Source organism: Streptomyces xiaopingdaonensis, from assembly GCF_000262345.1.
Classification (GTDB): domain Bacteria; phylum Actinomycetota; class Actinomycetes; order Streptomycetales; family Streptomycetaceae; genus Streptomyces; species Streptomyces xiaopingdaonensis.
Genome location: NZ_AJTQ01000375.1, coordinates 1 through 9466 on the forward strand (window position 1 = coordinate 1; position 9466 = coordinate 9466).

General features: G+C 70.5%; 6 protein-coding genes. 5 read left to right on the forward strand and 1 reads right to left on the reverse strand.

What is annotated here, in order from left to right; all coding sequences use genetic code 11:
* Nucleotides 1–1476 precede the first annotated feature (1476 nt).
* Nucleotides 1477–2691, reverse strand: coding sequence for a hypothetical protein (locus UWG_RS0129060; RefSeq protein WP_016910712.1), 1215 nt, complete (start codon nucleotides 2689–2691; stop codon nucleotides 1477–1479).
* 152 nt (nucleotides 2692–2843) lie between these two features.
* Between UWG_RS0129060 and mtnA the strand changes: the two genes are divergently transcribed.
* From mtnA to UWG_RS0129085, 5 genes are all read left to right on the forward strand, one after another.
* On the forward strand, nucleotides 2844–3971 hold the full coding sequence (gene mtnA / locus UWG_RS0129065) for an S-methyl-5-thioribose-1-phosphate isomerase (RefSeq protein ID WP_050988677.1): 1128 nt from the start codon (nucleotides 2844–2846) through the stop codon (nucleotides 3969–3971).
* Nucleotides 3968–4645: a two-component system response regulator MtrA gene (gene mtrA / locus UWG_RS0129070; protein WP_016910714.1), complete on the forward strand. Its 678-nt coding sequence runs from the start codon at nucleotides 3968–3970 to the stop codon at nucleotides 4643–4645. Before mtnA ends, mtrA begins: the two co-directional genes overlap by 4 nt.
* Nucleotide 4646: 1 nt before the next feature.
* Nucleotides 4647–6536: an MtrAB system histidine kinase MtrB gene (mtrB, locus tag UWG_RS0129075; RefSeq protein ID WP_016910715.1), complete on the forward strand. Its 1890-nt coding sequence runs from the start codon at nucleotides 4647–4649 to the stop codon at nucleotides 6534–6536.
* A 34-nt stretch (nucleotides 6537–6570) separates the two neighbouring features.
* Nucleotides 6571–8394 (forward strand): LpqB family beta-propeller domain-containing protein, encoded by a 1824-nt coding sequence (locus tag UWG_RS0129080; protein WP_029391878.1) that lies wholly within the window; start codon nucleotides 6571–6573, stop codon nucleotides 8392–8394.
* A gap of 199 nt (nucleotides 8395–8593) precedes the next feature.
* Nucleotides 8594–9346 (forward strand): ComF family protein, encoded by a 753-nt coding sequence (locus UWG_RS0129085; RefSeq protein WP_016910717.1) that lies wholly within the window; start codon nucleotides 8594–8596, stop codon nucleotides 9344–9346.
* Nucleotides 9347–9466 lie beyond the last annotated feature (120 nt).

Sequence of the window (9466 nt, forward strand, 5' to 3'; positions counted from 1 at the left end):
CTTGAAGGTGGGGAGGGAGTGTGAGGGGAAATTTCCCCCCGCACCCCTCCCCACCTTTTTTGTGTTTTAGTTCAGGCAACTTCGGCGACCCCGGGGTGGGTTCGAGCCCGGTGCCTTCTGGTGCCGCTGTTGGCTGCTGTGCGGCCTCTGGAGTCCGTCGCGATAGGAAGCTGGATCTACTCCGCTTAGCTGCCGTCATGGAAGCGCACAGAGCGTCCGTAACCCCGACACGAACCCGGCATGAACGACGCCCCGGACTTCAGGCTCCCTGATTGCTCCGGGGCGCAGTTGCGCGGAAGCGCCAGTCTTCTGTCGCGGCAGGGAGTTCCTCCTGCCCTGGCACAGGGAGCGGCGCGTCTGCTGACGCTCTCGTCGTCCCGGAGAGCCGTTCTTCGCCTGAGGGTGGGCCAGGTGTCTGAGTTGGTTCGCACCAGGTAGTTGTGTGCGAGCTCCGGGGGTTGGTTGTCGGCGGTTCGGCAGTACGTGGCCAGCAATGCGCGGGGCTCCGGCGAAGGCCGCACGGGCGGTGTCTGCGTGCCGGTGGTGCCCCCTGTGTCGTAGCGCCTGAGGTGAGGGGCGCCAGAGCTGTGACGAGGCCCTAGCCGATGCTCGGGCTTGGGTGCAAGGGGGGTGCGGGGGGCGAGGAGTTGGTGGTCGGTGGGGATGAGGGGTACGAGCTGCTGTATTAGCAGATGAGGGGCGGGTTTGTGCGTGGGTGGTTCGGTGGGGTGTCGGGGGTGGTGCCAGTCGATCGGGGGATGGCTGTCATCCCGGGGGTAACCCGGGAGGATGGCTGTCGCAGTAGGTCGTAGAGGACCAACTTCCTTGGCAGCAAGGGGAGTTGAGGTCAATGGGCGCGGTGCTGGGTGATGGACGTCGGCTGTGGTGGGCGGGGTGAGTGCGTAGTGTTCAAGGCAACCGAGCAGCCACCCGCCGGGCCGTGAGCCTCAGGGCTGGCGGAGCGGTCCGGCTGGTTGGGCCTCGTGATCCCCACATCGACAGGTCGCAACCGGTTGGTTCGGTCCCGGCGGGGGCTGTTCGGTCTTCAGGCGGAGTTCGGTCCGTGTGGTGGTGTGCGGTTGTTCGCGGCCGTGTGCTGCCGAGGTCGTTTTGGTGCCCGAGGTTGATCGCGTCATCGGGGGCGTTCGATGAGTCCGCCGGGTGGTTTCCGGGGCGACCGGGACTTGACGTCCGCCGAAGAAACGCGGGGACCGCACTGTTGGGCGGGACCTGCGAAGCGCCGGGGTGTGCGTCGCGTCTGGGCCTTCGTCAGGAGGTCGGCGCGGTTGTCGGGGGAGACGCTCACCTTGGTCATGCCTGCGGCGTCGGTGCCTTCGGGGGCGCTGCGACGGGGGCGCGCGCGGCACCGGGCGTGCTCGCCGCGGGCAGGGCGCCGACCCGGTGGTCACCGTTCGAGAGCGGTGGCCACCGGGTACGGCGTCGTTTCAGTGTGAGCCGGTGCCGGGATTGCCAGGTTCAGGAGCGGGGCCCAGAGTCGCCGTAGCCGGGGATGCCGGCGGCGCGGGCGAGTTCGATGTCGAGGGCCTCCCGGCGGATGCGCTGGTCGAGATAGAGCAGCGCGGTGACGCCGGCCTGGATCGGGAAGGTGAGCATCGAGATGATCGCCCCGCCGATGCCCGTGGTGATGAGGTAGGGCCAGCTCATCGCCGTCGCTTCGCTGAGTGAGCCGACGGCGTCCCCGTCGATCAGGAGCGCGGCGAAGTTGACCGGCACCTGGATGACCGACGCGATGACGAACACGAGTACCACGGTGAGCAGTTGGATGCCGAAGACGCGCCACCAGGTGAGGTTGACGAGCTTCGTCGAGCGCTTGAGGGAGGACACGACGCCCTGCTTCTCCAGCATGAGAGCGGGCGCGGCGAGGCTCCACCGCACCCAGAGCCAGATGCCGACGGCGAGTGCGGCGAAGGCGCCCAGGAGCAGAAGTGCTGCACCGGCCCCTTCGGCGCCGGCCATGACGACGGCGGTTCCCGGGGCGAGTCCGACCACGAACACCAGACTCAGCAGGATCGGTACGAGCAGCATCAGGCCGAGCATGCGCAGCAGTTGAGGCCGCGCCTCCGTCCACGCCTCGGTGAACGTGATGTTCCGTCCGAGTACCGCACGGCTGATGACGACGGTGAGCAGGGCGGTGGCGAACACCGTACCGAGCACGCCGACGACCCCCGTTACGAGGCTTCCGCTGAGTGTGCTCTCGGCTGCTTCGGCGATCTCGTCGAGGGTCGGGTCGGGGTCGTCGAGCGCGGTGAGGTCGCTTCCGTCACGGAACCAGAAACCCATGACCAGGGTTGCGACGAGTTGGGTGACGACGCCGACGACGAGGGAGACGCCGAGCACGGTACGCCAGTGCCGGCGGAAGAGCCCGAACGTCCCGTCGAGGATCTCGCCGAGGCCGAGGGGACGCAGCGGAACGATGCCCGGCCGGGGCGCGGGAGCCGCTTGCCAGGCCGGGTTGGACCGCTGTCCCCAGCCGGGGCCGCCGGGCGGGGGCGGTGCGCCCCAGGTGCCTCCGGCCGGAGGTGGCTGGTTCGCCGACCAGTTGGGGGGTCGATCGGCGGAAGCGTGCCCGGGCTCCTCGGGAGCGTTGCGGCCTTCCGAGCCGTCTCCCCTCTCGTTACGGGGGTCGGACGAGGAGGGTCCGGGCGAAGCCCAGCCCGGAGAGTCGTTCACGTGAGCTCACCTCTGGGTCGGTGTTGCCGCGTCGTCGCGCGTTTCTGGCCGTGTTCGCGTGGCAGCCATCGTGTCACGGCCGGTTGTGCTGCCTGCGTGGCCCCGGCGCCGCAGGCTTCTGCCTCTTCGGGCGAGCGGGGCAGACTGGTCGGATGGTTGAACAGCATGTGCCGACATTGCGATGGGACGAGTCGCCGGACGGACCGGTTCTGGTGCTTCTCGATCAGACGAGACTGCCCGCCGAGGAGTCCGAGTTGGTCTGCGCCGATGTGTCCGTGCTCGTCGATGCCATCCGGTCGCTTGCGGTACGGGGTGCGCCGGTGCTCGGGCTGGCCGGCGCCTACGGTGTCGCGCTGGCAGCGGCCCGCGGGTTCGATGTGGCGGTGGCAGCCGAGCAGTTGGCGGGTGCCCGGCCGACGGCGGTCAACCTGGCGCTCGGCGCGCGCCGCGTCGAGCGGGCCCATCGGGCTGCCGCCGACGCCGGGGACGGAGCGGCCGCAGCCGCCGCCCTCGCCGAGGCGAGGGCGCTGCACCGGGAGGACGCCGAGGCGAGCGAGCGCCTTGCCGAGCACGGGCGGGGGTTCCTAGACGACCTGCTGCCCGGCAGGGGCCTGCGCGTGCTGACGCACTGCAACACCGGGGCGCTCGTCTCCGGCGGGCGGGGCACGGCGTTCGCGGTGGCGGCGGCGTTGCACCAAGTGGGACGGCTGCGTCGGCTCTGGGTCGACGAGACGCGGCCGCTCCTCCAGGGGGCTCGCCTCACCGCCTACGAGGCAGCGCGCGAGGGCATGGCGTACAGCGTCCTGGCGGACAACGCGGCAGGTTCGCTCTTCGCCTCGGGCCTGGTGGACGCGGTGCTGATCGGTGCGGACAGGATCGCAGCGGACGGCTCCGTCGCCAACAAGATCGGTAGCTATCCGCTGGCGGTGCTCGCGCGGCACCACTCGGTGCCCTTCGTCGTGGTCGCACCCGTGACGACGGTGGACCTCGGAACCGTGGACGGTTCGGGGATCGAGGTGGAGCAGCGGCCCGCGTACGAGGTGACCGGAATGCCGTCGCCCGGCGCGGTCCGACGCGAGCCCGGGGACGGCGTCCGCACCACGCCTGCGGGGGCGCAGGCGTACAACCCCGCCTTCGACGTCACACCGCCGGAGTTGGTGTCGGCGCTCGTGACGGACGCCGGTGTGGTCTCGCCCGTGGACGCGGAAAGCGTCTCGAAGCTGTGTTCCGCGTCACGAGCGGTAACGTCACGATCGGGTAATGGGATGATGAACGCATGAAGGGACGCGTCCTCGTCGTTGATGACGACACCGCATTGGCAGAGATGCTCGGCATCGTTCTGCGTGGAGACGGCTTCGAGCCGTCGTTCGTGGCCGACGGCGACAAGGCGCTGGCCGCATTCCGTGAGATCAAACCCGACCTGGTCCTCCTCGACCTGATGCTTCCCGGACGGGACGGCATCGACGTGTGCAGGATGATCAGGGCCGAGTCCGGGGTTCCGGTGGTGATGCTCACCGCCAAGACGGACACGGTCGACGTCGTCGTGGGGCTGGAGTCGGGAGCGGACGACTACGTCGTCAAGCCGTTCAAGCCGAAGGAGCTGGTCGCCCGTATCAGGGCGCGGTTGCGGAGGTCGGAGGAGCCGGCACCGGAGCAACTGGCCATCGGTGACCTGGTGATCGACGTCGCAGGGCACTCGGTGAAGCGCGACGGGCAGGCGATAGCCCTCACGCCGCTCGAGTTCGACCTGCTGGTGGCGCTGGCGCGGAAGCCCTGGCAGGTCTTCACGCGCGAGGTCCTGCTGGAGCAGGTCTGGGGCTACCGGCACGCTGCGGACACGCGGCTCGTCAACGTCCATGTGCAGCGACTTCGCTCGAAGGTGGAGAAGGACCCGGAGCGGCCGGAGATCGTCGTGACGGTGCGCGGGGTCGGGTACAAGGCGGGGCCCGGCTGAGATGTTCCGCAAGGGTCCGCAGTACCGCGGCACCAGGGGCCGCGCCGCGGACCGCGAGTCGGACGTATCGAGGTTCGGTCGGCTGTGGCGCAGCGGGGTGCTGTTCTCCGACGGGTTGCTCCCGGAAGGGGCCACGGGGCCCGGGGCCCGTCCGATGGTGCGGTTCTTCGTGCGGTGGGTGCGGCGCCCGCTCCTGCCCGTGCTGCGGTTGTGGCGGCGGAACATCCAACTCCGCGTGGTCGCCGCGACGTTGCTGATGTCGCTCGTCGTCGTGCTCCTTCTCGGTGTCGTCGTGATCGGGCAGGTGCGCAACGGGCTGCTGGAGGCGAAGGAGAAGACGGCGCAGAGCCAGGCGAGCGGAGGGTTCCTCGCCGCGCAGCAGACCGCCGACGCGGCGGCGGGCAACCGCGGCAGCGGCCGGAGCGGCGAATCGTCGGCGCAGACCGGGCGGGTGCAGAACACGGGGACCTGGCTGAACACGCTCGTCGAGCAGCTCGCGAGCGGCGGGCAGGGCGTCTACTCGGTGGTGGCGCTCGGCTCGAAGACCAACGACGCGCCGTTCGTCGGCGGGGGCATCGGTACGCGGGGACCGAGGTCCTCGGGGGATCTGCGGCCTGAGGAGAGCATCCCCGTCGATCTGCGTACGGCGCTCGACGAGCATCCGGGGACGCACCAGCGGTACGCGCGGGTCTACTGGCAGGGCGATCGGAGCGATCCGGCGCTGATCGTCGGCAAGCGGCTCAACGATGCGCGGGGCAACCCGTACCAGCTCTACTACGTCTTTCCGTTCACGCAGGAGGAGGAGTCCCTCAGCCTCGTCAAGGGGACGATCGCGACGGCGGGCGTCTTTCTCCTCGTGCTACTGGGGGCGATCGCGTGGCTCGTGGTGCGCCAGGTCGTGACGCCGGTGCGGATGGCTGCGGGGATCTCCGAGCGGCTCGCCGCCGGACGGTTGCAGGAGCGGCTGAAGGTCTCGGGCGAGGACGACATCGCGCGGCTCGGGGAATCCTTCAACAAGATGGCGCAGAACCTGCAGGGCAAGATCCAGCAGCTGGAGGAGCTGTCGCGGATGCAGCGGCGCTTCGTCTCCGACGTCTCGCACGAGCTGCGCACCCCGCTCACCACGGTGCGGATGGCGGCCGACGTCATCCACGAGGCGCGCGACGACTTCGACCCGGCGACGGCGCGCTCCGCCGAACTGCTGCTGAGCCAGCTCGACCGGTTCGAGTCGCTCCTCTCCGACCTGTTGGAGATCAGCCGGTTCGACGCGGGTGCGGCCAACCTGGAGCCGTCCCCCGTCGACCTCGGGGATCTCGCCGCACGCGTCGCCGAGGGCGCGGAGCCGCTCGCCGACCGCAAGGGCAGCCGCATTCTCATCGAAGGGGACGGGCGGGCCGCGGTCGCCGAGGCCGACGGTCGGCGGATCGAACGGGTGTTGCGGAACCTCGTCGACAACGCCGTCGAGCACGGGGAGGGGCGCGACGTCGTCGTACGGCTCGCGTCCGGTGGGGGAGCGGTGGCTGTCGCCGTGCGGGACTACGGCGTGGGGTTGAGGCCGGGTGAGGCGGAGCGCGTCTTCAACCGGTTCTGGCGCGCGGACCCGGCGCGGGCGCGTACGACGGGGGGTACCGGGCTCGGACTCTCCATCGCGCTCGAGGACGCACGGTTGCACGGCGGTTGGTTGCAGGCGTGGGGGTGTCCGGGGGACGGCTCGCAGTTCCGGTTGACACTGCCGGCGTACGCGGGGGACACGTTGCGGAGTTCCCCACTTCCGCTGGAGCCCTCGGACTCCAGGCGGCGTCGGGGGCTTCGTCCCCCGCCGGAGAGTGGCGCGGGCTCGCACGAGGACGCGGTGGCGAGCGCCGGAGGAGGTCGTGACGGTGCGGAGTGAGTTGTGGCGTGGCCGGGTGCGCGCCGGCGGGGTGATGACGCACGCCGGGGGACGGCGTACCGCCGTGCTGCTGTCCGCCTTCGTGCTGCTGGTGACGGGGTGCGCGTCCATGCCGGACGGGGGGAGCGTCAACCGGGTCAGCCCGTCGCAGAGCGCGCAAGGGGACGCGCAGGTGCGGGTCTTCAGCGTCAGTCCGCAGAAGGGGGAGTCGGCGCGGGAGATCGTCCGCGGCTTCCTGGAGGCGACCACCAGCGACGAGGCCGCCTTCCGTACGGCCAGGGAGTATCTGACCGAGGAGATGGCGAAGAGCTGGAAGCCCTTCGAGGCGACGACGGTTCTCGCCGGGGGACCGAGTGCGCGCAAGTCGCGCACCGAGCTTTCGACCGGGGACGGCTATACGGTCGAGGTGACCGGGCGACGGATCGCGGAGATCGACGCCAACTCCGCCTACTCGCCCGCGGACGGCACGTACCGCAAGGACTTCCACCTGACGAAGGTCGAGGGCGAGTGGCGGATCGACAGTCTGCCGGACGGACTCGTCCTCGGTGAGTCCGACTTCCAGCGCATCTACCGGCCGATCAACAACTACTACTTCGCGAGCCTCGGCCCGGATGCGGAGTCGGTGACCCGGGGCGAAGACGTGCTCGTCGCCGACCCCGTCTACCTGCGGCGCCGGATCAACGCCGTAACGGAGACCGTCAAGGCCCTGCTGAAGGGGCCTTCCAACTGGATGGCGCCAGTCGTCTCTTCCTCGTTCCCGCCGGGGACGCGGCTGGTGCCGGGGCAGCACCTCTCGCTCGACGACTCAGGTGCGTTGACGGTCCGCTTGAACGCCGAGGGTGCGAACGCCGGGCGCACGCAGTGCGCGCGGATGGCCGCGCAGGTGCTCCATACCGTTCAGAGCCAGGCGTCGGCCGAAGTGAGCAAGGTGGTCCTCAACGATCCTGACGGCGGCCTCGTCTGCGAACAGACGCGGGAGATCGCCGACGACTACGAGCCCGGGCGCCTCAACGGGCGGGCGAAGCGCGCCTACCTCATCGACGAGGAGCACCGCGTGGCCTCGCTCGGCGTGCGCAGCGAGAGTTCGCAGCCGGTGGGCGGGCCGTTGGGGAGCGGCGGGGTCGAGATGGGTGCGGTCGCGGTCAACCGTCCGGAGGGCGAGGCGGCCGCGGTGACGCGGGGGCGTCGGGCACTGTACGTCGCCTCGATCGAGGACGGCGGTGGTGCGCTGCGCGAACCCGTGGTGAGCAGCGAGGCGAAGACGGAGAGCGACCGTCTGACGGCGCCCAGTTGGGACGGGCTCGGCGATCTCTGGGTCGCGGACCAGGACCCGGAGCAGCCGCGGTTGATGCGCGTGCGCGGGGGGCGTGAGGACCCCGAGGAAGTGCCGGTCGCGGACCTGGGGAAGGACGAGCGGATCGAGGCGGTGAAGATCGCCTCCGACGGCGTGCGGATCGCGTTGCAGGTACGGGACGCGGCGGGGGACAGGTCGCTGCGGCTCGGGCGCGTCGAGCGGGGCGGGTCGTTGCAGGAGCCGCAGGTGGCCGTGGCCGATCTGCGGCCGTTGGCACCGCAGTTGGAGGACGTCGTCTCGGCGTCGTGGGCCGGGCACAGCACCTTGGTGGTGGTGGGGCGCGAGTCCGGTGGTGTGCAGCAGTTGCAGTACCTGGAGACGGACGGGTCCATCTCGGACCAGCCGACGCTTCCGGGGATCAACGATGTGACGGGTGTCGCCGCCTCGGAGGAGGAGAGTCGGCCGCTGCTGGCGGAGACCCGGGAGGGGATTGTGCGGCTGCCTCCGGACGCCAACTGGAAGATGCTGTCGGGGAGGGACTCTTCGCCTGCCTATCCCGGATGAGGGACGGTGTGCGGTGCTGCCTGTGAGGGGTGGGGCTGCTGTGGTGAGTGGCGGGGTCAACTCCGTGTGGATTTCTCGCTCTTCCCGGTGAGCGAATATCCGGAATCCAGGCTTCCAGGGCGTTGGCCTGCTGTTTCGTCGATTTCCGGGTTATCCACAAGCGTGGTGTACCTCCTGGCGTGCTGGAAGAGTGCCGGTCATGCGGGAGCTGTTGCAGGGGCTCCGGCTGGAGATCGAAGGACTCGTCCTGCCCACGGGCTGTGCCGGCTGCGGGCGTCCCCTGGTGCGTGACCGCCTCTGCGAGGCGTGCCAGGAGGCGCTGCGTGGGCCGGTGCCGCGTCGGGTGCGGCCGTCCTCGCTCCCTGCCGGACTGCCGCGGGTCCACGGATCGTTGGTCTATCGGGACGAAGCGCGAGCGGTGCTGCTCGCGCACAAAGAACGGGGTGTTCTATGTCTTTCCGGGTTGCTCGGGGAGTTGTTGGCGAGGTCGGTGAGTGCGGCGCTGCGCGGCACCCGTCCCGGGGAGGTGGCGTTGGTCCCCGTCCCCTCCTCGCGTCGGTCGGTGCGGCGGCGCGGGCACGACCCGACGCTGCGGATCGCGCGGTCTGCCGTACGGCAGCTGACGCTCCAGGGGCAGCCCGCGCGTGTGCTGCCGGTGCTGCGTCAGTGCCGCCCGGTGACGGACCAGGCCGGGCTGTCGGCGCCGGAGCGGATGGCCAACCTCCGCGGTGCGCTGGTGGCTTGCCCCGGCAGCGCTCGGCTCTTCGCTGGTCGGCGGGTGGTGCTCGTCGACGACCTCCTCACCACGGGGGCCTCGCTGGTGGAGGCCGCACGAGCGATGCGGGCCGAACAGGGCCGCGCGATGCGCGGTGGGGCGGTGAGGCGGCAGGCGGGGACGGACGGTCCGGGTGAGGCGCCGTTGGTTGCCGCCGTGCTGGCGGTGCGTGGCTGAGCCAGCTCGGCGGGTGCGGGGGTTGGGTGATGGTTGCCGGGCTGTTCGGGAGCGGGCGTTGCGGGGGCGTGGAGCTGCGGTGCTGATGTCGTAGCCGGGGGTGGGCGGGCTGGGTGGGGG

What these genes read in the sequence shown, in the direction of transcription:
- mtnA (WP_050988677.1), top strand. Translation starts at nt 2,844, where the DNA reads ATGGTTGAACAGCATGTGCCGACATTGCGATGGGACGAGTCGCCGGAC.
- mtrA (WP_016910714.1), top strand. Translation starts at nt 3,968, where the DNA reads ATGAAGGGACGCGTCCTCGTCGTTGATGACGACACCGCATTGGCAGAG.
- UWG_RS0129085 (WP_016910717.1), top strand. Translation starts at nt 8,594, where the DNA reads ATGCGGGAGCTGTTGCAGGGGCTCCGGCTGGAGATCGAAGGACTCGTC.
- mtrB (WP_016910715.1), top strand. Translation starts at nt 4,647, where the DNA reads ATGTTCCGCAAGGGTCCGCAGTACCGCGGCACCAGGGGCCGCGCCGCG.
- UWG_RS0129080 (WP_029391878.1), top strand. Translation starts at nt 6,571, where the DNA reads ATGACGCACGCCGGGGGACGGCGTACCGCCGTGCTGCTGTCCGCCTTC.